The sequence below is a fragment of the Sphingomonas sp. P3_C5 genome (genome assembly GCF_056402635.1).
In genome coordinates this window covers 18,082-39,678 of the sequence record NZ_JBFUHA010000003.1, presented here as the reverse complement: position 1 = coordinate 39,678, position 21,597 = coordinate 18,082, and the positions used below count along the sequence as shown (strand labels likewise).

The window sequence follows — 21,597 nt, the reverse complement described above, 5'->3', positions numbered from 1 at the left end:
CTATCTACCTTTTAGCCGTCGCATTCTGGACCAGGACATAGACGAACACGCCAAGGCCGATCAGGACCAGTATCGGCAACAGGCTGAAGGTGATCCGCAGGATCAAGCCCAGCACCACCAGCCCGCCGATGACAGCCAGCACGGCAACGATCGGATTTACGCCCTTCATGCCCATTCTCCCCGGTAATCGTGATTCCCGTCGACCATTTCCTTGAGCGTCGTCGGCCCGCCTGCGGGGCAGCTGTCGCGGCGCCCGGTCTGCGAGCCAGGCGGCAGCGTCTTGCCGGTTGCGAGCGCCTCGAGGATCGCGGTCGTGCGATCGTAATCGAGGTCCTCATAATTGTCGTCGTTGATCTGGACCATCGGCGCGTTGGCGCAGGCGCCGAGGCACTCGACTTCGGTGAGGGTGAACAGCCCGTCAGGCGTGGTGTGGCCCTTGCTCAGGCCGCGATTCTTGCAAGCCGCGAGCACGTCGTCGGAGCCGGCCAGCATGCACGGCGTCGTGCCGCAGACCTGGACATGGAAGCGGCCGACCGGCGCCATGTTGAACATGGTGTAGAAGGTCGCGACCTCATAGACGCGCATATAGGGCACCGAGATCGCCCTCGCGACGTACTCGATCACCGGCACGGGGAGCCAGCCCTGCGTGTTGGTTTCCGCCCCAACCTGGCGCTGGGCGAGATCGAGCAGCGGCAGCGACGCCGATTGCTCGCGGCCCTTGGGATAGCGACCAAGGATCTCGTTCGCCTTCTTCTGGTTCTCGGCCGTCCACGCGAACGCGCCCCAGCGCGCGCGGGTTTCGGCTTCGTCGGGGATTTTGGGTGCTTCGGCCATTAGCGGATGAACTCCACGCGCTCGACCTTGTCGCCGCTGAAGGAATAGATGGACATGACCTCGAACTGCTCGCCGTCGGGCGCGCGCGCCACTGTCTCGTGCAGGACGACGGTTTCGCCGAGCACATAGGACGAGAGGATATCAGCCCGGTTCTGCGGGAATTGCGCGAACATCGCCTTGAGGCCGGAGCGTACGCCCTCCCGCCCCTTGCGCAGCACGGCACCGCGATAGATGGCCTCGCACGCATCATCGGTCATCAGCGCGACATAGCCGTCGGCATCCTGCTCGTTGTAGAGCGCGATCATGCGATGCGCGGTGTCGAGGCGGGGGTTCGGTGTTTCAGCCATTGGTCTTTCCGTCGCCAGAATTGGGCGCAGGATTCGGCATCGTAAATACGATCGGGTAAATGGAGATCTCTTTTATTTTGTCGAGCGGCGAAAAGTAGAACCTAGCCAAGCAGGACACATTCGTTCCAAAGGTCGGGCACAGCATCCAGACCGAGACCAGATGATCCTGAATCTTGAGATTGAGCTGACTGTCGGCCATGGCGCAGTTAGCTACAAAGTAAGCCAGAGACTTCTCATCAAGTTTTTGTAGCGCGGCATTGCCGTATCCTGTCTTGATATCCGGACGGGAAATAACCGCATCGCTCGCTGCGACCTGATTGATGGCGCGCACGTCACCTTTGCCGCCAGCCATCAAGAGCTCGTTGATCAGTGCAATACGATGATCACCGACTTGTTCACTAATTTGCGGGAGCACCGTTTTGGGCGTCTTGGATTGCGCGGTAGCCGCACCGGCAATTAAAACGACGGAGAGAAGTAAGAATTGATGCCTCACCGGTCGCACTCCCCGAACACGATATCCATCGCGCCGAGAATTGCGGTCGTATCGGCGAGCATGTGGCCCTTCGCCATGAAGTCCATCGCCTGGAGATGCGAGAATGCCGTCGGGCGGATCTTGCAGCGGTACGGCTTGTTGCTGCCATCAGCGACCAGATAGACGCCGAACTCGCCCTTGGGGCTTTCGGTCGCGACATAGACGTCGCCGGCGGGGACGTGAAAGCCTTCGGTGTAGAGCTTGAAGTGATGGATGAGCGCTTCCATCGAGCGCTTCATCTCGGCGCGCTTGGGCGGCACGACCTTGCGATCGAGGCTGGCGATCGGCCCTTCGGGCATCTCGTTCAGGCACTGCTTCATGATACGCATCGACTGGCGGACTTCCTCGACGCGCACCATGAACCGGTCATAGCAATCGCCGCGAGTGCCGACCGGCACGTCGAAGTCCATCTTCGCATAGACATCATAAGGCTGCGACTTGCGCAGATCCCAGGGGATGCCCGAGCCGCGGATCATCGGGCCGGAAAAGCCCCATTTGATAGCGTCGTCGCGGCTGACGGTGGCGATATCGACGTTGCGCTGCTTGAAGATGCGGTTGTCGGCAACCAGGCTGATCGCATCCTCGAACAGGCGCGGCATGCGCTTGTCGAGCCAGTCGGCGATATCGGTCAGCAGCTTGAGCGGGGTATCCTGGTGGACGCCGCCCGGCCGGAAATAGGCCGAGTGCATGCGCGCGCCGGAGACGCGCTCGAAGAAATTGAGGCAGTCCTCGCGGATCTCGAACAACCACAGGTTCGGAGTCATCGCGCCGACATCCATCACATGGCTGCCGAGGTTGAGCATGTGGTTCGAGATGCGCGTCAGCTCGGCGAAGAACACGCGGAGATATTGCGCGCGGATCGGCACTTCGAGATCGAGCAGCTTCTCGATCGCGAGCACGAAGCTGTGCTCCATGCAGAGCGGCGAGCAATAATCGAGGCGATCGAAATAGGGCAGCGCCTGCATGTACGTCTTGTATTCGATCAGCTTCTCGGTGCCGCGGTGGAGCAGGCCGATATGCGGATCGACCCGCTCGACGATCTCGCCGTCGAGCTCCATCACGAGCCGCAACACACCGTGCGCGGCGGGGTGCTGCGGGCCGAAATTGATCGTGTAATTCTGGATCGTCACGTCCCCGGCAGCGGGATCGGCGGCATCCAGATGGCCTTCGATTGCGTCGAGATGATCAGCCATTATTCGTGTCCGGCTTCTTGCGCGTACGCGGCTTCGACGGCGCTGCGTCAGTCGCGGCGGGCTTGGCGGCGCGCGGTGCTCGCGGCTTCTTCACCACATCGGAATTGGCGGGCTTGGGCTTCGCATCAGGCGAGGCCCTGCCAGCACCGGTCTGGGCCGGGCTCTCGGTCGTCTTCGGCGTGGCCGGCGGCGCCTTGGCCGCGGCCTGCGCCGCGTCCGCCTTGACAATCTCATCAGCCTTCAGCGGGGTCGGCGCACCCTTGGCTTCGGGCAGCTTCGCCTTCTCGTCGCCGGGCAGGATATATTCAGCGCCCTCCCACGGGCTCATGAAATCGAAGGTGCGGAAATCTTGAGCGAGCTGGACTGGCTCATAGACCACCCGCTTCGCTTCCTCGGAATAGCGCAGCTCGACATAGCCGGTCAGCGGGAAATCCTTGCGCTGCGGATGGCCGCGAAAACCGTAATCGGTCAGGATGCGGCGGAGATCCGCATTGCCTTCGAACAGCACGCCGTACATGTCGTACACTTCGCGCTCGAGCCAGCCGGCGACCGGCCAGATGCTCGTCACCGACGGCACCGGCTTTTCCTCATCGGTCTGTACATGGACGCGGATACGGTGGTTGCGGGTCAGCGAGAGCAGGCAATAGACCACTTCGAACCGATCCGGCCGCTCGGGATAATCGACCCCGGCAATCTCCATCAGCTGCTGATATTCGAGGCCGGGCGTATCGCGCAGCGCCGTCATCGTCTCGACCAGCGACATCCGGTCGACCGTCAGCGCAACCTCACCAACCGCGTCGAGCGACGACAGCAGCGCACCACCGAGGACCCCGGCAGCGCGATCGATCACACCGTCATTGGCCGTATAGGCCGGCGCCGGCGCCCTCACCGTTCAATCGTTCCGATGCGGCGGATCTTCCGCTGGAGCTGCATGATGCCGTAGAGCAAAGCCTCGGCGGTCGGCGGGCAGCCCGGTACATAGATGTCGACTGGCACGATCCGGTCGCATCCGCGCACGACGCTATAGCTGTAATGATAATAGCCGCCGCCATTGGCGCAGCTGCCCATCGAAATGACGTATTTCGGCTCGGACATCTGGTCGTAAACGCGGCGCAGCGCCGGGGCCATCTTGTTGCAGAGCGTGCCCGCCACGATCATCACGTCCGACTGGCGCGGTGAAGCGCGCGGCGCGGCGCCGAAGCGCTCGAGATCATAGCGCGGCATGTTCACATGGATCATCTCGACCGCGCAGCAGGCGAGGCCGAAGGTCATCCACCACAGGCTGCCCGTACGCGCCCATTGAAACAGATCTTCGGTCGAGGTGACGAGGAAGCCCTTGTCGCTCAGCTCACCGTTGAGATCATTGAAGAACGACTGGTCGGGCGGCAGGATCTCATCCCGCACCTCCAACGACTGCGGCCGGAACTCGACCGGACCGGAATGGCCTGTTACTCCCATTCCAGCGCTCCCTTCTTCCACGCATAGACAAGGCCGAGCGCCAGTTCGGCGATGAACCCCATCATCGCGATCCAGGCAACCCAGCCGAGCGAGAAGACGCTTACCGCCCAGGGGTAGATGAACGCCGCTTCGAGATCGAAGATGATGAACAGGATCGCCACGAGATAGAAGCGCACATCGAACTGGCTGCGCGAATCTTCGAAGGCTGGGAAGCCGCACTCATACTCAGTGAGCTTCTCGGCTGTCGGCTTGTGCGAACCGGTGAAACGCGCGGCGATCATGGGCAGGAACACGAACGCGCTCGACAGCACGAGCGCGACGCCCAGGAAAAGCAGAATCGGCAGATATTGCGACAGGTCGAACAAGGGGGTTCTCGCAGGTGCGAACGGATGCGGCGGCTTTAGGACGATGGTTGTCGAGGGGCAAGGCCGTCAGCCGTGAGAATCGCTCGCAACTAGTCAGTTTTCTTCATGATAGTAGAATTGTCGGTCAACGCTAAACCGGGTGTGTAAGCAACGACGGAGGGCATAGCGATGAAGTTGATTCATTTGATTTCCACGGCAGCTTTTTGCTGCCTTTCAGTTTCTGTCGCCGGTCAGGCACAGGCGCAAACCGTGACCGCCTCGGCGGAAAGCATCGCGTCTGTCCTGCGCGACAACGGCTATCAGGCGGAGGTGGGCAAGGGCAGCGACGGCGATCCAATGATCCGTAGCGGCGCGGGCGGCTCGAAGTTCACCCTGCTGTTCTTCGGCTGCACCAAAGGCCAGGACTGCACCTCGATCCAGTTCTACACCGGCTATACCGGCACCTCCGCTGACCTGAAAAAGGTCAACCAGTGGAATACGACCAAGCGATTCGGACGAGCCTATATCGACAAAGACGGCGACCCCGTTATCGAAATGGACGTTGACCTCGACGAGGGCGGCATGTCGCGCAAGCTGTTCGAGGACAATCTCGCAGTATGGAGCGCGCTCGTCGGTTCATACAAAAACTATGTCAACGGCGGCTGAACTCCGCGCCGGCGGCATCGTCACGCGTTGCGCAAAGCCCCCGCCAGCAGCTTGTGGAGCTTCGATTGGAGCACATCGTTCGCGGCCAGGAATTCGCTGCGCTCGATCATCTTGTCGCCACCGCGGAAATCGGTGACGAAGCCGCCTGCCTCGCGCACGAGCAGCATACCCGCGGCAACATCCCAGGGCTGAAGGCTCGATTCCCAGAAACCGTCGAAACGGCCGGCTGCAACCCAGGCGAGATCGAGCGCCGCCGAGCCGAGGCGGCGGATACCGGCGACTTCCGGCGCGATCGCGCCGAAGATGCGGCTCCACTCGGCGAAATTGCCGTGGCCAAGGAAGGGAATGCCAGTCGCGATCAGCGAATCGGCGAGGTCGCGCCGTGCCGAGACGCGCAGGCGCTGTTCCTGCATCCAGGCGCCGCGGCCCTTTTCGGCCCAGAAACTGTCGTCAGTGATCGGCTGATAGACGAGGCCAGTGGTGATCTCGCGCTTGCCGTTCGCCAGTGGCTCCTCGACCGCGATCGAGATCGCGAAATGCGGGATGCCGTGGAGGAAGTTGGTGGTGCCGTCGAGTGGATCGACGATCCAGCGCGGCTTGTTGGGGTCGCCGGCGATCTCGCCGCGCTCCTCCATCAGGAAACCCCAGTCGGGGCGGGCGCGCGAGAGCTCCTCGAAGATCGTCTGCTCGGCGCGCTGATCGGCCATGGTGACGAAGTCGGCCGGGCCCTTGCGGCTGACCTGGAGGTGCTGGACTTCGTTGAAGTCACGCCGCAGCCGCGGCGCCGCCTTGCGCGCGGCGCGGTCCATGACGGTGATGAGGCCTGAATGCGAAACCAATGTAATTCTCCCCCCTCCCGCTTGCGGGAGGGGCTGGGGGTGGGCTCGCGCTATCCGCGAGCGGTTCGTTCGAGGGGCGCGGGTGCCCACCCCTCGGTCCCCTCCCGCAGGCGGGAGGGGAGGAAGAAGGTCAGTCCGCGCGCCTTACATAGGTCTGCTCATAGACATCGACCACGATCCGGGTGCCGGCGCCGATATGCGGCGGCACCATCACGCGTACGCCGTTCTCGAGGATCGCGGGCTTGTAGCTCGACGAGGCGGTCTGGCCCTTCACCACGGCATCGGCCTCGACGATCAGCGCCTCGATCGTGTCAGGGAGCTGCACGGAGATCGGGCGCTCCTCCCAGAGCTCCATCACTACGTCCATGCCGTCCTGCAGGAACGCGGCGGCGTCCCCGAGGAGATCGGCCGGCAGCGTGATCTGCTCGTAATTGACCTTGTCCATGAAGGTCAGCTGGTCGCCCTCGCGGAACAGGAACTGGAAATCGGTCGTCTCGAGCCGGACCTTTTCGAGCGACTCGGCGGAACGGAAGCGGACATTGTTCTTGCGGCCGTCGATCAGGTTCTTCATCTCGACCTGCATATAGGCGCCGCCCTTGCCCGGCTGGGTGTGCTGGATTTTCACCGCGCGCCAGATGCCGCCTTCATATTCGAGGATGTTGCCGGGACGAATCTCGACCGCGTTGATCTTCATGGGGATGCCTGCATGTGGAAAGAGCGAAGGCGCGGCCTTTAGCGGGAGGAGGGCTTTCCGGCAAGGTAGGGGTATGGATTGACGTCCTCGCCCTGATACCAATGCTGATCGGGCGTGGTTCGGGACAGCCCGAAATGGAGGTGGAAATTGCCCGCCCCCGCATTGCCGGTGTCGCCGACATAGCCGAGCGGATCGCCGGTCTTGACCACCTGCCCCTCGTGCAGGCCGGGCGCATAGCCGGAGAGATGGGCATAATAATAGGTCCAGTTGCGCTGTGGCGAGCGGACATAGACCGTCGTGCCGCCAGCGACGCTGTTCCACAATTTCTCGACCGTGCCCGGCGCCGCCGCCGTCACCAGGGTACCTGAGGGCGCCATGATGTCGGTCCCGTGATGCAGGCGCAGGCCGTTCTGGCGCGGATCGCCCCAATTGTCGCTGATCGCTGACCGCGCGACGCCGGCAACAGGGACCGCGAGCAAGGCGCCATCGGGGACCACGACGACGTGACTGGTGCCCGTGGTGGAGGTTGTCGTCGTAGCCTGCCGATTTGCCGCCGCCTGCKGCTTGGCGTCGGGCAGAGTCCGCCCGAACAACACCAACGCAACCCAGGCGCCGACGACCGCGCAGACCAGCATGAGCAAGGCGCAGCCGAGCCGCCTCACCGGATCATTCCTGGAAGATCGCGGGCGTGCCTGGCTTCACCATCAGCGACAGCCGGGCCGCATCCCAGTTGGTGAGCCGGATACAGCCATGGCTTTCAGCGCGGCCGATCGTGCTCGGTTCTGGCGTGCCGTGGATGCCGTAATGCGGGATGTTCAGATCGAGCCAGACCACGCCGACCGGGCCATTGGGCCCAGCCGGCAGTTTCGCGGCTTTCGCGCTGCTCTTCGCATCCCAGAACAGGTCGGGATTATAATTGAACGTCGGGTTGTAGGTGGCGCCCTGGATTTTCCAGGTGCCGATCGGCAACGGATCATGCTCGCTGCCCATGGTAGCCTGGAATTGCGCGACCAGCCGGTCATCCGCATCGAGCACGCGCAACACCTGATCGGACTTGTCGACCACGATCTTCACCCCCTGTGGCTGCACCGCATCGACATTGAGCTCCGAAAGGGTCTTGCGCCAGGCCGCCGGCAGTTTCGGATCATAATCGCGCGATGTGGGCAGAGCATTGGGGAACACGACCAGCGAGCCAGGCGCAAGCCGCGTCTGCGGACTGTTGAGCGCCAGCAGCACCTGGGGTGTGGTGTGGAACATCTCCGCCAGCTTCTCCATCGGCGAGCGATAGCTGAGCGAAGGCAGCCTGGCCTGGTCCTGCGGATCCTTGGGAAACGGATTCACGTAGGGGCCGGCCAGCGCATCGGCGGTGAGCGCCAGCGTCCGTGTGGGACGCAGTTCGCGATAATCGTGCAGCGCCCATAGGGTCGCCCGGTCCAGCTTGCCGGTTTCCTCAAGGCCGCGCGACTCCTGGAATCCCTTGAGCGCTGCCACCAGCGACTTGCCCGGCCGCCCGTCAAGCACCCCGGGCGAGAAGCCGAGATGGTCGAGAATTACCTGTGCATGCAGGATATCGCGATCGATCGCCTGGGCTGCTGGAGCCTTTGTTCCCTGTGCGCCGGCACTAACGGGACCAATTGTGCAAAGTGCCAGACAGGCTGCGCCAATCGCTATTTTCATCGTCAATTCAATTTCCTACCTAAGTGTCATGCAGACAACGATGGAGGAGCGGCTTGTGTCCACTGGGCATGAGCGGGATGGCGCTATGTTTTCGCGCCGTGCGCTGATCGGCGGCATGGTGGCAGGCGGAGCGGCACTCGCTCTGCCAATACCGGCCATGGCGGCGGGCGGTGAATGGCGCCTGGCGATCCGCAACGTTCATAATAACGAGAGCGTCGATGCGCTGTTCGCGCGCAACGGGCGGTTCCTTCCCGAGGGCCTTGCCGAGCTGAATCACGGCCTGCGCGACTGGCGTACCGGCGAGGCCAAGGCGATGGACCGCCGCCTGCTCGGGCTCCTCGTATCGCTGCGCGAAAAGCTCGAGCTCGGCAGCAAGCACCCGATCGGCCTGATCTCGGGCTATCGCTCGCCGCGCACCAACGCCATGCTCCGTGCCGCCGGTGGCGACCACACCGGCGTCGCCAGCCAGAGCCAGCATATGCTCGGCAAGGCGACCGACATCATGATCCCGGGCGTTTCGCTCGACCGCCTCCACGGCGCCGCGCTCGCGCTGGGCGGCGGCGGCGTCGGCTATTATCCGCGCGATGGCTTCGTTCATGTCGATTCCGGACCCGTCCGCCGCTGGTAGTATCCACAGACGACTGCACCGCTCTCTCCAAATCTTGAATCGGAACAGCCCGGGCTTGCGAGGCGTTTTCCCGCTCGGCCTGAACGGGCCCAGTTCGAGTAAACAGTTTTGGAGAGAGGTCATGAAGACATTTCTTGCGATTGCGGTCGCCGCGGGCGCGGCGATTATGGCGGCAGCGCCTGCTGACGCGAGCGGCGGCTGCGGCCGAGGCTATCATCGCGGGCCGCATGGCGGCTGCCGACCCAATGTGCGCCCGGTTGTAGTGGCTCCTGGCCTCATCATCGGCAATTATTATGATGGCCGCGGCTATTGGGATGGCCGTCGCTACTGGCACCATCGTGAGCGGTGGCATCGCGGCTGGCGCTATCGCTGATCGCGCACCGATATCTCAAAAGACCAGGTGACCGGGTGTCCGCTCCAGGCGGCGCCCGGTTTTCTTTTGTCGGCGAGGTTAAGGGGGCGCTGGACAGGTCGTAACGGCTCCGTCACACTCCCGGCCCGTGCGCAGACTCTTTGCCGACGCCGAAAGCGTCCTGGGCTCCCCAGTCCGGAACCTCATCACGATCCTGCTCTTTGTCGGGACGGTGATGGTGTTCGCGACGCTCGCCTATATGGCGGCGGGCTGGAGCTTCAGCGACGCCTCCTACATGGTGCTGCTGACCGTCTATACCGTCGGCTACCGCGAGGTGCAGCCGATCGACACCTCGTATCTCCACGCCGTCACCGTGGCGACCATGGTGCTTGGCTGCACCGGCATGATCCTGTTGACCAGCGCGCTGGTCCAGTTCCTCACCGTCCTGCAACTCAGGCAGATTTTTGGAGCAAACCGCATGCAGAGCCGCATCGACAAGCTGTCGGGCCACGCCATCATCTGCGGCTATGGCCGGATCGGCGTGATGCTGGCGCATGACCTCGCCAAGGCCGGCATGCAGCTCGTCGTCATCGAGCGCGAGGCCGGCCGGCTCGCCGAGATCGAAACGGCGGGGCATCTGTGCATCGCCGGTGACGCGACCGAGGAGGATGTGCTGGTGACCGCCGGGATCAGCCGGGCGCGGGTACTGGCAACCGTGCTGCCCAACGACGCAGCCAATGTCTTCATCACGCTCAGCGCGCGTAATCTAAGCCCTGAGGTCGAGATCATCGCGCGGGGCGAAGCACCCACCACTGAGCGCAAACTGCTGCGTGCCGGGGCGCATCAGGTGGTGATGCCGACGCATATCGGCGCCGAGCGGATCGCGCGGATGATCCTCTTCCCGGCCAGCACCGATCTTGCTGCCAATGGCCGCCTCGACCAGGCGCGGCGTGATCTCGGCGAGCTCGGGCTTGATCTCGAACTGGTGATAGCGGGCGAAGGGGCCGCGATGTCGAGCCTGACCGTCGGCGAGGCTGAGCGCCACGGTGGCGGCGCCTTCTTCATCGTCCAGATCAGGCGTGGCGAGGAGGCGATCGCCCGGCCCGCGCGCGACGAGCGCATCCAGGTTGGCGACGAAGTCATGGTGCTGGTCCGCGATTCCGGCGCGACGGCGCGCAAGCTGTTCACGACCAAAGCCGATAACCGGGTCGGCCGCGCCCGATATTAGCGTGCGGCGAGCACTGCCGCGAATGCCTTGATCGCCGCGTCCTCGTCCCCGCCCCAGACCGCGTTGGACACGGCGATGAAGTCAGCGCCGGCCTTGACCAAAGGCGCTGCATTGGCCGGCGTGATGCCGCCGATCGCCACGCATGGGATTTCGAAGACTGTTGCCCACCAGCTCAGGATCGAGGGATCCGGATGGTGGCTGACCTGCTTGGTCGTGGTCGGGTAGAAGCTGCCGAACGCGACATAATCGGCGCCGGCTTCGCCCGCTTCCATCGCAAGATGGCGGCTGTCGTGGCAGGTCACACCGATCTGCGTCGAGGGTCCTAGCAGCGCGCGCGCTTCCCTGGGATCGCCATCATCCTGGCCGAGATGCACACCGTCCGCGCCGAGCCTTTTGGCGAGCGAGACGCTGTCGTTGACGATGAAGGCGACGTCGCGCTCGGCGCAGATCGCGCGGAGCGGTTCGCCGAGACGTGCCGCCTCGTGCTGGTCGATGTCCTTCACGCGGAACTGGAACGCAGCCACCGGCCCGGCGTCGAGGGCACGCGCCAGCCGATCCGGGAAGGCGCCGGTCACATCCAGCGGGGAGACCAGATAGAGTTGGCAGGGCGGCCGACGAATGTCGCGGGTGAATTGATCCGCGAAGCCCTCCAGCGCGTTCTCGTCTTCATCCTCGGGAACGGTCTGCTCCATGCCTCACTCCGATCAACCATCTCGCGCGCCGGCGGAAATCCGCATTGGCTGCTCCGGCTGGAACTACCGGCACTGGCGCAGCGCCTTCTATCCGCAAGGGCTGGCGGTCAAGCGCTGGTTCGCCTTTTACGCTGAGCATTTCGACACGGTCGAGATCAACAACAGCTTTTACCGCCTGCCGAAGGCCGAGACCTTCGATGTCTGGCGTGATCAGGCGCCGGCGGGCTTTCGCTATGCAGTGAAGGCCAATCGCTTCCTGACCCAGGCCAAGAAGCTGAAGGATTGTGAGGAGCCGGTGGCGCGGATGATGGAGCCCGTGCGCCACCTCGGCGATACGCTGGGCCCGATCCTGTACCAGCTGCCGCCGCGCTTCCGGATCAACCTCGAGCGCCTCGAGAGCTTTCTCGAGCTGCTGCCCCGCGACATCACCCATGTCTTCGAGTTCCGGGAGCGCAGCTGGCTGACGCGCGATATGCTCGCCCTGCTCGAGCGGTATGGCGCCTCCTTCTGCGCGCACGACATGCCCGGCCTGGCGACGGAGCGCTGGGCGGTCGGGCCGATCGCCTATGTCCGCTTCCATGGCGGCAGCGGCAAATATTGGGGGCGCTATAGCGATGAAGCCCTGCTCAGCTGGGCCGACTGGATGGTGGCGCAGGCGCGCGGCGGGCGCGCGGTCTGGGCCTATTTCAACAATGATACCGAGGCAGCCGCGATCCATGACGCGCTGACGCTGAAGGCCATGGTGGCGCAGGCGGTGCGTTAATCGACGAGAGCGAGCAGGAAGCCGTCCCAGCCCTTGTCGCCGACGGTCTGCACAGCGGTCGCGGAGAGCCTCGGCTCGGCGGCGATTGCCTCGAACAGCGCGCGGGTGCCCTGCACGCTCGGGTCGCCGCTCGCCGAATCGACGACCGCGCCGCCCCGCACGACATTGTCGACGACGATCGTCGTGCCCCGCCGCGAAAGCGCCAGCGCTGCGTTCAGATAGGCGACATTGCTCGGCTTGTCGGCGTCGATGAAGATGAAGTCGAACGGTGCCTCGCCCGCCGCGATCATGGCGTCGAGCGTCTCGATCGCCGGGCCGACCCGGACATCGACCCGATCGGCAAATCCCGCCGCGGCGATATTGCTCCGCGCGACCTCGGCATGGTGCGGTTCAAGCTCGAGCGTCACCAGTTGCCCCTCCTCGGGCAGCGCCCGCGCCAGCCAGATCGTCGAGTAGCCGCCAAGTGTGCCGACTTCGAGGATCCGCCGCGCCAGCCATCCGGGCGAGAAGATGGAGCATCTTCCCCTGCGCCGCCGATACGTCGATCGCCGCCAGACCGCCCGCCGCATTGGCGGCGAGCACTGCGTCGAGCGCCTGGTCCTGCCCGAGCAGGTGCGCGCCGATATAGTCGTCGACAGCGCCCCAGCCGGCTTCGCTCATCGGCGCACGCCGCTGATCGGCCGGGTCTGCGCGGTGTTGTCGAACGAGGCGATCAAGGCTCGGCCCTTGCCGATGGCTTCCCGCACCGATGGAAGCGACAGCGATGCCTGGTGCGCCTCCTTGCTCTCCCAGACCTCGGTGACCCACAGCGCATCGGCATCGGCGAGATCCTCGGCGACCACATAGCTGAGGCAACCGGGCATGGCGTCCGAACCCGACGTCAGCAGAGCAGCCAGCGCGTCGCGCTGCCCGGGTTTCGCCTTGAGCCGCCCGATCATGCCGTAGATCAAGTCATCTTCCACCGCGCCACCTCCCGGAGTCATCGCACCCGCCTTGCCCACCACCGCGATCGCCACAGCGCCGGCGACGAAACCGCGGCGGCCAATAGCCGATGCAAGGAAGGGCGGCGCGTCGCTCATTCCTCGCCCCTCATTCCTCGCCCTTGTAGATCCGCACGAGCTTGGCGAGCATCGCCAGCGCTTCGGCGCGCGGGCGCTGGAAGGTGTTGCGGCCGATGATCGAGCCGTTGCCGCCGCCGTCGCGAATGTCGCGCGCATCCTGATAGACCGCGTCCTCGCCCTTGGCCGCGCCGCCCGAGAAGACCACGATCCGCCGGCCGGCAAAGCTCGACTGCACCACATGGCGCACCCGGTCCGACTGTTTCGACCAGTCGGTGCCCTCGTACATGGGCTTGGCTTCCTTCTGCTCGATATGGTCGCTTGGCAGCTTCACCTTGATGATGTGCGCGCCAAGCAGAGCGGCCATGTGCGCGGCATAGGCGCCGACATCGAGCGCGAGCTCGCCAGACTTGGGCAGCGCGCCGCCGCGCGGATAGGACCAGATGACGGTCGCGATGCCGACCGACTTCGCCTCGGCGGCCATCTCGCGGATCTGGCCGATCATGTCGAACAGGTCGTCCGAACCGGGATAGATGGTGAAGCCGATCGCCGAGCAGCCAAGCCGAAGCGCATCCTCGACTCCGCCGGTGACTGCCTGGTTGGCGCCTTGCGCCCAGCTGTTCGAGCTGTTGACCTTCAGGATCGTCGGGATCTGGCCAGCGAAGCTGTCGGCGCCCGCTTCGATCATGCCGAGCGGTGCGGCATAGGCGGAAAGCCCGGCATCGATCGCGAGCTGGTAGTGATAGTGCGGATCATAGGCCGGCGGATTGACCGCGAAGCTGCGCGCCGGGCCATGCTCGAAACCCTGATCGACCGGGAGGATGATGAGCTTTCCGGTGCCGCCAAGCTGACCCTGCATCAGGATGCGGGCGAGGTTCGCCTTCACGCCGGGATTGTCGGATTCATAGTTGGCGAGAATGGCTTTCACCTGTGGCGTCATCGTGATTCCCTCGGCGCTGAGTTGACGTGATGCCGGGCTGTTAACGAGGGAAAACGTGAGGGGCAACGGGCGGTTCTGAGAGGGGATTTTCCCTGTTAATTGGCGATAACAGGGAAAATAACAGGGAAAAATTATTTTTTGGGCCGTTTTTGGGTGTTTTGTTGGAGATTTTTCCGTTCTGAAGCAAATGGATAGGTAAGGTTTTCCCTGTTCCGGAATAACAGGGAAAGGCTGGCGCGGAACAGGGAAACGCATCGGCAGGAACAGGGAAACGATGGCTCGGAACAGGGAAGGGACGCTCGAGCCCTGCTGGCGTGCGTTCCGGCAAAGCTTTGGCGCCGCGAGGCCGCGGCGGCGAAATGGATTCGGGCACAAGAGAGCGAGCGTACAGGCAGTCATGCCCGCCTGATTACAGGCTGATCGCCAGCAGTTGAATCGAGCGGCCGCGTTGGAAATGTCATGCGGGGCGCTGACATTTTTCATCCCGCTGGATTCTCATTTTATTGTTATTTTACAATAGAATATGCTTAAGATTCGGCACCCGGATTACGCCGCTGCCTGAATTCGGCAACCTTCGCCTTGTTTCCGCAGGCCGACATCGAGCACCAGCGACGATCTCCCTTTCGCGAACTATCCACGAAGAAGATCGTGCACGTCGGCGACTGGCATTGGCGAATGCGCGAAGCCTCCCGGCCGCCCAATAGCTGCACCGCCTCTCGCGCAAGCGTGACGAGCAACGCTTCCGCGTCGCCTGCGAGGCTGAAGTGCGCATGGGCCTGCAGCACCGGCACGGCTGGCACGCCTGCGGCTATCCGGTTCAGCGTGGCTCTTGCGGCGCTCGCATCTCCGTCGTCATGGCCGGCGAGAGTAAAGATCGCTTCGCGCAATGCCCTGGCAGTCTCGACATCCTTCCCCGTTGCATCCGGCGCGCACCCGAGCCCGGCAGCCGCGAGCCATCGCACCAGATCATTGGGGGTGTTCAGCAATTCACGAGGCGTGTCCCTCAGGCGCCCCTGAAGCGTGGCTGTGAGGTCGATTGCCCGGTGTCCGCCACGGAAACGGAAGCCGTCTCGCTCTTCGGGGGCATGGATTGGGGCTGTGGCGCCTGACATGTAACCCTATTGACAGGTTTCATCGATACCAGCAAGAAGGATGTAACCTATTTAACGGGTTACTAAAGGAGGTACTTCATGTCTAATCGCGAGATCATCACGTCGCTCTGTGCCATGGGCGCAGCTTTGGGCCTTTCCAGTCAGGCCGGAGCAGAAGACCTGAAGTCGCTGAAGGGCGTGTGGGTGATGAAGGCGGCTTACGAGATCCATGCCGATGGCAGCCGCACGACCAACTATGGGGAACATCCCAAGGGGCGCTTCGATGTAGATAGCCGCGCCCGGTACAATATGCAGATATTCCGCCCCGACCGCCCCGCCTTCGCCAGCGGGGACAAAGCTCGCGGCACGCCCGACGAATATCGGGCGGCGCTGGTCGGTATCAGCACCCATATCGGCACGGTGACGATCGACCGCGCGAAGCACCAGCTGATCTTCGATGTCGAGGCAGCGTCCTTCCCCAACTGGGAAGGCAAGCGCCAGGTGCGCGACTACACCTATAAGCATGGCCTGCTGCGCTACGCCGTACCCGCGAGCGCGTCCGGCAGCGGCACGACCGCCTATTCCGTCTGGCGGCGCGTGGCGCGGTGAGCGGGATGAACGAACCCTTCAGCGATCCTGTGTGGGCGGATTCTCGTCACCGTCTGAGCGAAGATATGGTCCGGCTTGGGCGGGCGTTCGGGGCAGCATTGCGCTGGCTGCTCCGCATGTCTCACACTTCGATCATCCGCCGCTTGCAAAACAGGACTCAGTCGGGCTAATTCTCAACTGATTGCAAACTGCAAGCAGTGGAGATATGCAATGATCACCGTGTTTGGCGAAGGCAGGGGTTTCCGGGTCGTCTGGCTGCTGGAGGAAATGGGGCTTCCGTATCGGCTCCGCCCCGTCGATCTGCTGGCGGGTGTCGAGAACGACCCGGAGTTTCTGGAGATCAATCCGGCCGGCTTCATCCCGGCGATCCGGGACGCCGATGTCACCATGGTCGAGTCGATCGCCATCATGGAATATCTGATGGCCCGTTACGGCCCAACGCCGTTTTCGCCGGCCCCACAGGACGCCGCCTTTCCCCTGTATCAGCAGTTCCTGCACCTGGGCGAGGCCGGCCTTGCGGCATCAGCCTATTTCGTCAACGGCGCGCGCAATATCGCGCCCGAGAGCGAACGGGAAAACTGGAGCGCTCGCCAGGCGATGCGGGTGTTCGAATCGAGACTGGGGCTTGTGACGCGGCAACTGGCGCGAACGCCCTATCTTGCCGGCGCCGCGTTTACCGCTGCCGACATCTCGGTGGCCTATGCCCTGCTGATGGCCAGGAGAAATTGCGGCATCACCTATGGCACGCTCGAGGATGCCTATATCGAACGCGTCATCGCCCGTGAGGGATATAGAAAGGCGATGGACGTCTGTCAGGCGACGAAAGCCTGGGCGGCCTCAAGGGGTGGCTGAGGCCGGGTCGCCGAAGATTTCGGTGGAATTTACGCCGGCGTCAGTGCCGGAGCCGCTCGCCAAGGCGGTGCATTTCATGGGCTATATCATAGGGGATGCGCTGTTCGCCGCCGCCCGTCATCCCGGACCACAAGACAGGGCCGTCTGCACGGTGGGCCCACATCATGATCGCCGGGCGGCCGTTCCATATGATGAGCATTGAATCGAGCCCGACCGCGTCCGGGCGTGGGCTGGTGCCCCGAAAGACCTCGACGTCGCTCAGTTGCTCGGCCTCGGACACCATCACCGCGCTGGTGGCACTGGCGAGCGGGCCATAGGCCGGATTGCCGGTGACGTTGTGCACCGGCCTGACCACCAGCACCGGTGCTGCCGTCCGCCCGATCATGGCAAAGGCGAGGCCGCCGCCCAACGCAAGCGCCAGCGCGACCAGCACAAGGATCGCCGGACGAATACGGTTTTTTGGAGCCATGACCGGTGTCTCCGTGGGTATCTCGGCCGGTCGCTCGATCATCAGCCGATAGCCGCGCTTTGCCACCGTCTCGATATAGCGGGGGCTGCGGGCATCGTCTTCGAGCGCCTGACGCAAGTCGCTGATGACGACCGGAACACTGTTGGGGCTGATCGCACGGCCGTTCCACACCTCAGCCACTATGTCCTCGGTCGTTACGATCTCACCCGGGTGATGGCAGAGGAGCTCGAGCGTGACCGCAGCGCGGTGCTCCAGACGGCGGCGTTCGCCATCGCGGCGCAATTCGTTGGCGCCGGGCTCGAACGTCCAGGCGCCGATCATGTGCGTCGTCATTTGAAACTCACAACGGCCCTCGCCCTGCCCGGTTTTTGCACGTCCATGGTCCAATGAAAAGCATTCCAGGGTGGGCGCGGCCGGGGTTAGAAGAACTTGATTCTTTCCTTATTCGCCTTCGCCGCGAACCTTCCTCCACATCTGCTCGACGAGGCCGGACCGCGCCCGGGCACCGGCGGGAAAGAGGATGTTCGATGCAGACCAGAGAGATGTTGCGGCGGCTGGGCCAGCCGGGTGGTGGGGTGACGTTCCTGGGCGTTGCCGCGGTCCTGTACGGAATTGCCTGCTTCCTTCAGGGTGACTTCGCAATCTACTGGCAACCGGTGCCGAAGAGCCTGCCCTTCCGGCAACCGCTCGCCTATCTGTCCGCAGGGCTGCTGGTTGCAGGCGGTGCTGGCTTGCTGAGCGCGCGCATCATTCGGCCGGCGACGATGATTCTGCTGATCCTCTTCGCGCTCTATGATGCCTGTTATCTGCTGCAATTGATCGGCCCACCCGCCAACCCGGCAGCTTTGCTTGGCCTGGCCGAGCAATCATCCGTGGTGGTCGGATGTTGGGCGATCCTGCTCCGGATGCGCGGTAGCGGATCGGCGGGAGCGACGGCGGGAGCGACGGGGGCGCGTGTCGCTTTCGGCATCTGCTCGATCCTTTTCGCGCTCGCCCATGTCCTCGGAGTCAAACCCACCGCCGCGATGGTGCCGGCGTGGATGCCCGGCGGCGGCGTTTTCTGGGCACTCGCGACGGGCGCGGCGCATCTCGCCGTCGGCCTGAGCCTGATCGCGAACCGGCTTGCGGTGCCGGCAACGCGGCTCGGAGCGCTGATGTATGTCTGCTTCGCGCTGTTCGTGTGGCTGCCGGGAGCGGTCACGCATCCAACCGAGTGGCTGCGCTGGGCGGGCTGCGGCATCAGCCTTTGCATGGCAGCGGCCTTGTGGCTCGTCGGCGATCTGTTGGCGGCGCGCAATATGGAGAGCTGACTGGGGTGCCKGGGAAGGGGTCAGGAAAAAAAGGGGGTCAGAGGCGATTGTGGGCCGAATCCCATTGCACGCCGGTGCGCCATGAGGTGCGCAAACCGTAAATGACTCTGACCCCTTTTCTGCTGCTTTCGCCTCAGGCGTTCCGACTCAACCGGTTGCCCGGAACGCCTCAGGGATCGTGAACACCTCGTCGGCGCGGCCGTATCCGCCGTCCGGCACCTCCTCGATCAGCACCATGGTGTGAGGACGCGCAGCTTCGCTCATATATTCGACGAACAGGTCAGTGACGCGGTGGATGATCTCCGCTTTTTGCGCGGTGGACAGCGCTGCCTGCGGGACCTTGATGTTGGCGAAAGGCATGGCTGCTCCTTGGAATGAAAGGGCGGTGATTCACTCGGCCTGCGCGTTGGCGACGAACGCGTTCAGCTGCGCCAGCGTCTCGTCGAACCGGCCGTCGGCTTCGGCGCGGCGGAGGAAACCTACCCGCTCGACCAGGATCTCGGCTGGGGTCGGGACCTGCGAGAAGAGCTGGATCACCTCGTCCGCGAACTCGTCTAACGGCTGATAGCCCTGGCGGCTCTCCTGGCCTGGCGTGAGCCCGGTCTGCACTGCGGGCGGCGCGAGTTCGATCACCTCCACCTGCCCCTTCAGCGCCTCACGCATGGCAATGGTGTAGGAGTGGATCGCCGCCTTTGTGGCGTTGTAGGTCGGCGTCGTCACGAGCGGCACGAAGGCCAGGCCGGACGTCACGTTCACGATCGCTGCGTCAGGCTGCTTCACCAGATGATCGATCAGAGCGTCGATCAGCTGGATCGGGCCGAGCAGGTTCGTCGTGATGGTCGCTTCGGCGTCAGCGAGATCCCGCGCGCGATCAAGCACCTCGAAGCGCATGATGCCGGCGTTGTTGATCAGAACATTGACCGCCGGATGTTCGGCCAGCAGGCGATGGGCGAAGTCGGCGATGCCGCCGGCACTCTCCACGTCGAGTTCGATCGCGTGCATATTCTCGCGCCCAGCGATCGCGCGCTCGAGCGCCTCCCGCCGGCGCCCCGCAACGATCACCGTGTTGCCCGCATCGTGGAACCGGTGCGCCAGCGCTTCGCCGATGCCCGAGCCGCCGCCGGTGATGAGGATGGTGTTGCCATTCGTCTTCATGAAATCTGCTCCTCCAGCTTGGAGCCGTGCATTTAAGACGCTACGTTCAAGGGGAAAGAAGGCACCCAAAATATCTATACTTACCAAAAGGAGAGTGATCTCGTGCCAAAGCTGCCGTTCAGCGACGCCACGCTTCGCAAGGCGCGCCGTATTGCCGAGACGCCACCGCCCGCCGACTGCGATCCGAGGGTGGAGGCGCTGGTCAACGAGCTGATCGGTCGCGTCGCGGACAAGTGGACGATGATCATCCTCGAGGTGCTGACCGAGCATGGAGAGCTGCGCTTCACCCAGCTGTTCCGCCAGGTCAGTGGCATCAGCCAGAAGATGCTGACCCAGACGCTGCGGCAGATGGAGCGCGACGGCATGGTGACGCGCACCGTTCACGCAGTGGTGCCGCCGCGCGTCGATTACCGGCTGACCGATCTGGGCGCGAGCCTCGGCGCTGCCTTTTGCGGCGTCTGGCTTTGGGCGGAAGAGAATCTCACACGGGTCGAGGAGGCGCGTAGCCAGTTCGATGGGCGGGAGGTGTGACCACACAAGCTTGACTCGTCTCTTTGTCCTATCATATACTAGGACAAATAGGACGACCCCATGGATATTGAGATCAATGCCGGAGCGCCGGAGCCTGTCTATGAGCAGATCGTGCGCCAGATCCAGGAAGGCGTGACCACAGGCGCGCTTGCGCCGGGCACGCCATTGCCGCCGGTGCGCCAGCTCGCCAACGACCTGGTTCTTAACCGCAATACGGTCGCGCGCGCTTACAAGATGCTCGAGGACCAGGGCGTGATCCAGACCGCCGGGCGGAAAGGCACGTTCGTGCGATCGGGCGCGGCGGACGAAGTCACGCGCGTCAAGACCGGCCAGGCCGAGCGCAGCGTTCGGCGCGTGATCGAGGGGCTCGTCTCGGACGGGCTCAGCACCGAGCAGATTTCCGCCATCTTCCAATCCGCGCTGGCGGTTGCCGCCAAAGGATGAGCATCATGACCGACTGGGTCGACTTCGCAGTCTATGCCGTTTTCCTGATCGCATTGTATTTCGTGCAGCCGGGCATGCAGCGCCGGATGTTCGAGCCGATGCTCATTGACCGCAACGCCGAATGGGTCGCAGCCCATCCCGACATCGTGCGCAGGATGGCGGGGCGACGCTGGCCGTTCTGGCTCAGCTATGCGCTCGGCACGGCAAGCCTTGCGGTGCTTGCCGCCGCCCAGCTCGGCCTGTGGCAGCCACCAATGATGGCCAACGGCACCGCGTTGCCCAAGTGGATGTGGTTGTGGAATCTGGCGATGGGCGCGATGTTCGTCGCGATCCTCGCGGGTGCTCCGATCGGCATCGCCAGCCACTTCCAGCTCAAGCGGCTGGTCCCGGTCGCGGCGCGGCGACAGGCGTCGCTCGAACCCCGCTCGCTCGATACATGGGTGCCGCGTTGGGTGCAGCTCGCCACTTATGCGCTGGTGCTGATCAGTCTTGCCGCATGGGTCATGGCGGGCGTGCTGGGCACGCACACCTCCCGGATCTTCTGGGTGCGCCTGGCGATCATGTTCGGCCTTTCGGGCTTCTTCTTCATCGTGACACGGGCGATGGTCGCACGGCGGTCCAATGCGATGGATCGCATCTTCGGGTCGGGCTATCGCCCATGGGAAGTGCGCATGAGCTTCTCGACGCAGGTCCTGCCGCCGATCGTCGGTGCGATGCGGCTCTATGAAGAAGTGACCGGGACCCAGCTGTTCGACATGAGCCGCGCGATTCAGCTCCTGCTGGCCGCGTTCATCGCCTATTGGGTGATCCGCGTGTCGATGCTGCCGATCGACCCTGGCGACGCCGCGGCCGGGCACCCTTCGCCCACCACCAATCTCGCCTGATCTGGGA

At 63.8% G+C, this 21,597-nt stretch carries 32 protein-coding genes; 11 read left to right on the top strand and 21 right to left on the bottom strand.

The annotated features are described in order from the left end of the window. Positions 1–4 precede the first annotated feature (4 nt). Genes AC1DVS_RS08990 through ndhC form a run of 8 tightly spaced genes read right to left on the bottom strand, consistent with a single transcriptional unit; the run spans position 5 to position 4,729 of the window. Complete coding sequence (locus AC1DVS_RS08990) at positions 5–169, bottom strand: hypothetical protein (protein WP_478022193.1); 165 nt, start codon at positions 167–169, stop codon at positions 5–7. Then, on the bottom strand, positions 166–834 hold the full coding sequence (locus AC1DVS_RS08985; protein ID WP_478022192.1) for a complex I 24 kDa subunit family protein: 669 nt from the start codon (positions 832–834) through the stop codon (positions 166–168). The genes AC1DVS_RS08990 and AC1DVS_RS08985 overlap by 4 nt, the downstream gene beginning before the upstream one ends. Beyond that, positions 834–1,181, bottom strand: a complete 348-nt coding sequence (locus AC1DVS_RS08980; protein ID WP_478022190.1) for a nuclear transport factor 2 family protein — start codon at positions 1,179–1,181, stop codon at positions 834–836. The genes AC1DVS_RS08985 and AC1DVS_RS08980 overlap by 1 nt, the downstream gene beginning before the upstream one ends. Beyond that, positions 1,174–1,674 carry a hypothetical protein gene (locus AC1DVS_RS08975; protein WP_478022188.1) on the bottom strand — a complete coding sequence of 167 codons (501 nt, stop codon included), beginning with the start codon at positions 1,672–1,674 and terminating at the stop codon, positions 1,174–1,176. The genes AC1DVS_RS08980 and AC1DVS_RS08975 overlap by 8 nt, the downstream gene beginning before the upstream one ends. Then, positions 1,671–2,906 (bottom strand): NADH-quinone oxidoreductase subunit D, encoded by a 1,236-nt coding sequence (locus tag AC1DVS_RS08970; RefSeq protein WP_478022186.1) that lies wholly within the window; start codon positions 2,904–2,906, stop codon positions 1,671–1,673. Before AC1DVS_RS08970 ends, AC1DVS_RS08975 begins: the two co-directional genes overlap by 4 nt. Continuing rightward, positions 2,899–3,795 (bottom strand): NADH-quinone oxidoreductase subunit C, encoded by an 897-nt coding sequence (locus AC1DVS_RS08965; protein ID WP_478022184.1) that lies wholly within the window; start codon positions 3,793–3,795, stop codon positions 2,899–2,901. Before AC1DVS_RS08965 ends, AC1DVS_RS08970 begins: the two co-directional genes overlap by 8 nt. Further along, positions 3,792–4,364, bottom strand: a complete 573-nt coding sequence (locus AC1DVS_RS08960; protein WP_478022182.1) for a NuoB/complex I 20 kDa subunit family protein — start codon at positions 4,362–4,364, stop codon at positions 3,792–3,794. The genes AC1DVS_RS08965 and AC1DVS_RS08960 overlap by 4 nt, the downstream gene beginning before the upstream one ends. Then, positions 4,355–4,729 (bottom strand): NADH-quinone oxidoreductase subunit A, encoded by a 375-nt coding sequence (ndhC, locus tag AC1DVS_RS08955; protein ID WP_478022180.1) that lies wholly within the window; start codon positions 4,727–4,729, stop codon positions 4,355–4,357. The genes AC1DVS_RS08960 and ndhC overlap by 10 nt, the downstream gene beginning before the upstream one ends. Before the next feature lie 168 nt (positions 4,730–4,897). Between ndhC and AC1DVS_RS08950 the strand changes: the two genes are divergently transcribed. Continuing rightward, positions 4,898–5,374 (top strand): YbjN domain-containing protein, encoded by a 477-nt coding sequence (locus AC1DVS_RS08950; protein WP_478022178.1) that lies wholly within the window; start codon positions 4,898–4,900, stop codon positions 5,372–5,374. 20 nt (positions 5,375–5,394) lie between these two features. Here AC1DVS_RS08950 and AC1DVS_RS08945 read toward each other — a convergent pair whose 3' ends face one another. From AC1DVS_RS08945 to AC1DVS_RS08930, 4 genes are all read right to left on the bottom strand, one after another. Further along, the gene (locus AC1DVS_RS08945; RefSeq protein ID WP_478022177.1) at positions 5,395–6,213 is read right to left on the bottom strand and encodes an inositol monophosphatase family protein; all 819 of its coding nucleotides are present in this window, start codon (positions 6,211–6,213) and stop codon (positions 5,395–5,397) included. Between the two features lie 130 nt (positions 6,214–6,343). Next, positions 6,344–6,907: an elongation factor P gene (gene efp / locus AC1DVS_RS08940; RefSeq protein WP_478022175.1), complete on the bottom strand. Its 564-nt coding sequence runs from the start codon at positions 6,905–6,907 to the stop codon at positions 6,344–6,346. Between the two features lie 38 nt (positions 6,908–6,945). Further along, positions 6,946–7,569 carry a M23 family metallopeptidase gene (locus AC1DVS_RS08935; protein ID WP_478022174.1) on the bottom strand — a complete coding sequence of 208 codons (624 nt, stop codon included), beginning with the start codon at positions 7,567–7,569 and terminating at the stop codon, positions 6,946–6,948. Between the two features lie 4 nt (positions 7,570–7,573). Then, a complete protein-coding gene (locus AC1DVS_RS08930; protein WP_478022172.1) occupies positions 7,574–8,584 on the bottom strand; it encodes a L,D-transpeptidase family protein in 1,011 nt (336 codons plus the stop codon). Between the two features lie 85 nt (positions 8,585–8,669). On the opposite strand from AC1DVS_RS08930, the gene AC1DVS_RS08925 reads away from it, so the two are divergent. The 3 genes from AC1DVS_RS08925 (at position 8,670) to AC1DVS_RS08915 (ending at position 10,792) form a co-directional block, all read left to right on the top strand. Continuing rightward, positions 8,670–9,212, top strand: a complete 543-nt coding sequence (locus tag AC1DVS_RS08925; protein ID WP_478023006.1) for a peptidoglycan L,D-endopeptidase MepK — start codon at positions 8,670–8,672, stop codon at positions 9,210–9,212. Between the two features lie 121 nt (positions 9,213–9,333). Beyond that, positions 9,334–9,585, top strand: coding sequence for a GCG_CRPN prefix-to-repeats domain-containing protein (locus AC1DVS_RS08920; RefSeq protein ID WP_478022170.1), 252 nt, complete (start codon positions 9,334–9,336; stop codon positions 9,583–9,585). Positions 9,586–9,712: 127 nt separating this feature from the next. Then, the gene (locus AC1DVS_RS08915) at positions 9,713–10,792 is read left to right on the top strand and encodes a potassium channel family protein (protein WP_478022169.1); all 1,080 of its coding nucleotides are present in this window, start codon (positions 9,713–9,715) and stop codon (positions 10,790–10,792) included. Here the strand turns inward: AC1DVS_RS08915 and thiE are convergent. Next, entirely contained in the window at positions 10,789–11,484 is a 696-nt protein-coding gene (gene thiE / locus AC1DVS_RS08910) for a thiamine phosphate synthase (protein WP_478022168.1), read from the bottom strand. The two genes, AC1DVS_RS08915 and thiE, sit on opposite strands and share 4 nt — an antisense overlap. On the opposite strand from thiE, the gene AC1DVS_RS08905 reads away from it, so the two are divergent. Then, the gene (locus AC1DVS_RS08905) at positions 11,483–12,247 is read left to right on the top strand and encodes a DUF72 domain-containing protein (protein ID WP_478022166.1); all 765 of its coding nucleotides are present in this window, start codon (positions 11,483–11,485) and stop codon (positions 12,245–12,247) included. The two genes, thiE and AC1DVS_RS08905, sit on opposite strands and share 2 nt — an antisense overlap. Here AC1DVS_RS08905 and AC1DVS_RS08900 read toward each other — a convergent pair. The 5 genes from AC1DVS_RS08900 to AC1DVS_RS08880 all read right to left on the bottom strand — a co-directional run bounded on the left by AC1DVS_RS08900 (position 12,244) and on the right by AC1DVS_RS08880 (position 15,357). Next, positions 12,244–12,687, bottom strand: a complete 444-nt coding sequence (locus AC1DVS_RS08900; protein ID WP_478023004.1) for an O-methyltransferase — start codon at positions 12,685–12,687, stop codon at positions 12,244–12,246. The two genes, AC1DVS_RS08905 and AC1DVS_RS08900, sit on opposite strands and share 4 nt — an antisense overlap. Next, a complete protein-coding gene (locus tag AC1DVS_RS08895; RefSeq protein ID WP_478023029.1) occupies positions 12,638–12,907 on the bottom strand; it encodes a hypothetical protein in 270 nt (89 codons plus the stop codon). Before AC1DVS_RS08895 ends, AC1DVS_RS08900 begins: the two co-directional genes overlap by 50 nt. Continuing rightward, positions 12,904–13,326: a putative quinol monooxygenase gene (locus AC1DVS_RS08890; RefSeq protein WP_478022165.1), complete on the bottom strand. Its 423-nt coding sequence runs from the start codon at positions 13,324–13,326 to the stop codon at positions 12,904–12,906. Before AC1DVS_RS08890 ends, AC1DVS_RS08895 begins: the two co-directional genes overlap by 4 nt. A 10-nt stretch (positions 13,327–13,336) precedes the next feature. Further along, positions 13,337–14,245, bottom strand: coding sequence for a class I fructose-bisphosphate aldolase (locus AC1DVS_RS08885; RefSeq protein ID WP_478022163.1), 909 nt, complete (start codon positions 14,243–14,245; stop codon positions 13,337–13,339). A gap of 527 nt (positions 14,246–14,772) precedes the next feature. Next, positions 14,773–15,357, bottom strand: a complete 585-nt coding sequence (locus AC1DVS_RS08880; RefSeq protein ID WP_478022162.1) for a CGNR zinc finger domain-containing protein — start codon at positions 15,355–15,357, stop codon at positions 14,773–14,775. A gap of 78 nt (positions 15,358–15,435) precedes the next feature. Here AC1DVS_RS08880 and AC1DVS_RS08875 point away from each other — a divergent pair, with 78 nt between their 5' ends. Both AC1DVS_RS08875 and AC1DVS_RS08870 read left to right on the top strand, forming a co-directional pair. Beyond that, entirely contained in the window at positions 15,436–15,945 is a 510-nt protein-coding gene (locus tag AC1DVS_RS08875) for a lipocalin-like domain-containing protein (protein WP_478022160.1), read from the top strand. 210 nt (positions 15,946–16,155) lie between these two features. Continuing rightward, positions 16,156–16,797 carry a glutathione S-transferase family protein gene (locus AC1DVS_RS08870; RefSeq protein WP_478022159.1) on the top strand — a complete coding sequence of 214 codons (642 nt, stop codon included), beginning with the start codon at positions 16,156–16,158 and terminating at the stop codon, positions 16,795–16,797. A 40-nt stretch (positions 16,798–16,837) separates the two neighbouring features. Here AC1DVS_RS08870 and AC1DVS_RS08865 read toward each other — a convergent pair whose 3' ends face one another. After that, positions 16,838–17,599: a winged helix-turn-helix domain-containing protein gene (locus tag AC1DVS_RS08865; RefSeq protein ID WP_478022158.1), complete on the bottom strand. Its 762-nt coding sequence runs from the start codon at positions 17,597–17,599 to the stop codon at positions 16,838–16,840. A 194-nt stretch (positions 17,600–17,793) separates the two neighbouring features. Between AC1DVS_RS08865 and AC1DVS_RS08860 the strand changes: the two genes are divergently transcribed. Beyond that, positions 17,794–18,576: a hypothetical protein gene (locus AC1DVS_RS08860; protein WP_478022156.1), complete on the top strand. Its 783-nt coding sequence runs from the start codon at positions 17,794–17,796 to the stop codon at positions 18,574–18,576. A 147-nt stretch (positions 18,577–18,723) separates the two neighbouring features. On the opposite strand, the gene AC1DVS_RS08855 is transcribed toward AC1DVS_RS08860, so the two are convergent. Both AC1DVS_RS08855 and AC1DVS_RS08850 read right to left on the bottom strand, forming a co-directional pair. Next, positions 18,724–18,936, bottom strand: coding sequence for a tautomerase family protein (locus AC1DVS_RS08855; RefSeq protein WP_478022154.1), 213 nt, complete (start codon positions 18,934–18,936; stop codon positions 18,724–18,726). Between the two features lie 30 nt (positions 18,937–18,966). Next, the gene (locus AC1DVS_RS08850; RefSeq protein WP_478022152.1) at positions 18,967–19,731 is read right to left on the bottom strand and encodes an SDR family oxidoreductase; all 765 of its coding nucleotides are present in this window, start codon (positions 19,729–19,731) and stop codon (positions 18,967–18,969) included. 111 nt (positions 19,732–19,842) lie between these two features. Here AC1DVS_RS08850 and AC1DVS_RS08845 point away from each other — a divergent pair, with 111 nt between their 5' ends. From AC1DVS_RS08845 to AC1DVS_RS08835, 3 genes are read left to right on the top strand one after another with little or no spacing between them, the layout of a single operon-like run. Further along, positions 19,843–20,262, top strand: a complete 420-nt coding sequence (locus AC1DVS_RS08845; RefSeq protein ID WP_478023002.1) for a winged helix-turn-helix transcriptional regulator — start codon at positions 19,843–19,845, stop codon at positions 20,260–20,262. Between the two features lie 60 nt (positions 20,263–20,322). Beyond that, positions 20,323–20,706 (top strand): GntR family transcriptional regulator, encoded by a 384-nt coding sequence (locus tag AC1DVS_RS08840; protein WP_478022150.1) that lies wholly within the window; start codon positions 20,323–20,325, stop codon positions 20,704–20,706. Positions 20,707–20,711: 5 nt separating this feature from the next. Beyond that, positions 20,712–21,590: a hypothetical protein gene (locus tag AC1DVS_RS08835; RefSeq protein ID WP_478022149.1), complete on the top strand. Its 879-nt coding sequence runs from the start codon at positions 20,712–20,714 to the stop codon at positions 21,588–21,590. The last annotated feature ends 7 nt before the right edge of the window (positions 21,591–21,597 follow it).

Excerpts from the sequence above, each read along its gene's own strand:
- efp (WP_478022175.1), bottom strand. The coding sequence starts at position 6,907 with ATGAAGATCAACGCGGTCGAGATTCGTCCCGGCAACATCCTCGAATAT.
- AC1DVS_RS08840 (WP_478022150.1), top strand. The coding sequence starts at position 20,323 with ATGGATATTGAGATCAATGCCGGAGCGCCGGAGCCTGTCTATGAGCAG.
- AC1DVS_RS08895 (WP_478023029.1), bottom strand. The coding sequence starts at position 12,907 with ATGAGCGAAGCCGGCTGGGGCGCTGTCGACGACTATATCGGCGCGCAC.
- AC1DVS_RS08875 (WP_478022160.1), top strand. The coding sequence starts at position 15,436 with ATGTCTAATCGCGAGATCATCACGTCGCTCTGTGCCATGGGCGCAGCT.
- AC1DVS_RS08990 (WP_478022193.1), bottom strand. The coding sequence starts at position 169 with ATGAAGGGCGTAAATCCGATCGTTGCCGTGCTGGCTGTCATCGGCGGG.
- AC1DVS_RS08890 (WP_478022165.1), bottom strand. The coding sequence starts at position 13,326 with ATGAGCGACGCGCCGCCCTTCCTTGCATCGGCTATTGGCCGCCGCGGT.
- AC1DVS_RS08905 (WP_478022166.1), top strand. The coding sequence starts at position 11,483 with ATGCCTCACTCCGATCAACCATCTCGCGCGCCGGCGGAAATCCGCATT.
- AC1DVS_RS08885 (WP_478022163.1), bottom strand. The coding sequence starts at position 14,245 with ATGACGCCACAGGTGAAAGCCATTCTCGCCAACTATGAATCCGACAAT.
- AC1DVS_RS08865 (WP_478022158.1), bottom strand. The coding sequence starts at position 17,599 with ATGACGACGCACATGATCGGCGCCTGGACGTTCGAGCCCGGCGCCAAC.
- AC1DVS_RS08920 (WP_478022170.1), top strand. The coding sequence starts at position 9,334 with ATGAAGACATTTCTTGCGATTGCGGTCGCCGCGGGCGCGGCGATTATG.
- AC1DVS_RS08870 (WP_478022159.1), top strand. The coding sequence starts at position 16,156 with ATGATCACCGTGTTTGGCGAAGGCAGGGGTTTCCGGGTCGTCTGGCTG.
- AC1DVS_RS08860 (WP_478022156.1), top strand. The coding sequence starts at position 17,794 with ATGCAGACCAGAGAGATGTTGCGGCGGCTGGGCCAGCCGGGTGGTGGG.
- AC1DVS_RS08960 (WP_478022182.1), bottom strand. The coding sequence starts at position 4,364 with ATGGGAGTAACAGGCCATTCCGGTCCGGTCGAGTTCCGGCCGCAGTCG.
- AC1DVS_RS08835 (WP_478022149.1), top strand. The coding sequence starts at position 20,712 with ATGACCGACTGGGTCGACTTCGCAGTCTATGCCGTTTTCCTGATCGCA.
- thiE (WP_478022168.1), bottom strand. The coding sequence starts at position 11,484 with ATGGAGCAGACCGTTCCCGAGGATGAAGACGAGAACGCGCTGGAGGGC.
- AC1DVS_RS08880 (WP_478022162.1), bottom strand. The coding sequence starts at position 15,357 with ATGTCAGGCGCCACAGCCCCAATCCATGCCCCCGAAGAGCGAGACGGC.
- AC1DVS_RS08850 (WP_478022152.1), bottom strand. The coding sequence starts at position 19,731 with ATGAAGACGAATGGCAACACCATCCTCATCACCGGCGGCGGCTCGGGC.
- AC1DVS_RS08925 (WP_478023006.1), top strand. The coding sequence starts at position 8,670 with ATGTTTTCGCGCCGTGCGCTGATCGGCGGCATGGTGGCAGGCGGAGCG.
- AC1DVS_RS08985 (WP_478022192.1), bottom strand. The coding sequence starts at position 834 with ATGGCCGAAGCACCCAAAATCCCCGACGAAGCCGAAACCCGCGCGCGC.
- AC1DVS_RS08855 (WP_478022154.1), bottom strand. The coding sequence starts at position 18,936 with ATGCCTTTCGCCAACATCAAGGTCCCGCAGGCAGCGCTGTCCACCGCG.
- AC1DVS_RS08980 (WP_478022190.1), bottom strand. The coding sequence starts at position 1,181 with ATGGCTGAAACACCGAACCCCCGCCTCGACACCGCGCATCGCATGATC.
- AC1DVS_RS08930 (WP_478022172.1), bottom strand. The coding sequence starts at position 8,584 with ATGAAAATAGCGATTGGCGCAGCCTGTCTGGCACTTTGCACAATTGGT.
- AC1DVS_RS08950 (WP_478022178.1), top strand. The coding sequence starts at position 4,898 with ATGAAGTTGATTCATTTGATTTCCACGGCAGCTTTTTGCTGCCTTTCA.
- AC1DVS_RS08970 (WP_478022186.1), bottom strand. The coding sequence starts at position 2,906 with ATGGCTGATCATCTCGACGCAATCGAAGGCCATCTGGATGCCGCCGAT.